This window comes from Cobetia sp. 5-25-4-2 (genome assembly GCF_013374075.1).
Taxonomy (GTDB): domain Bacteria; phylum Pseudomonadota; class Gammaproteobacteria; order Pseudomonadales; family Halomonadaceae; genus Cobetia; species Cobetia marina.
The window spans coordinates 1-261 of record NZ_BLWK01000038.1 but is presented as its reverse complement, the minus strand read 5'-3'; the positions used below and the strand labels follow the sequence as shown (position 1 = coordinate 261).

Here is a 261-nt window from a genome sequence, read left to right as displayed (position 1 = left end):
CGGGGTTGGACGGCGCACTGGTGTTGCCGGCTGGATCGGTCGCGGTGGCGGTCAGCTCGGTACCGTCTTCCGGCATCGGGTCGAGATCGACCGAGAAGGTGCCATCCTCTTCGACTTCGGTGGTGGCGACAGGGTTGCCATTGCCATCGGTGATGTCGACGGTCGCGCCGGGCTCACCGGTGCCGGAGAGGGTGGTGCCATCGGTGTCGTTCAGCGTCGGGGTGTCGGTGACGGTGTCCTTGGTCGCGGCATCCGTGAACT

The 261-nt window shown here is 66.7% G+C and carries 1 protein-coding gene; it reads right to left on the bottom strand.

The features are described from left to right. On the bottom strand, positions 1-261 hold a 261-nt coding region (locus tag HXS65_RS17440), incomplete at both ends, for an Ig-like domain-containing protein (RefSeq protein ID WP_176494550.1).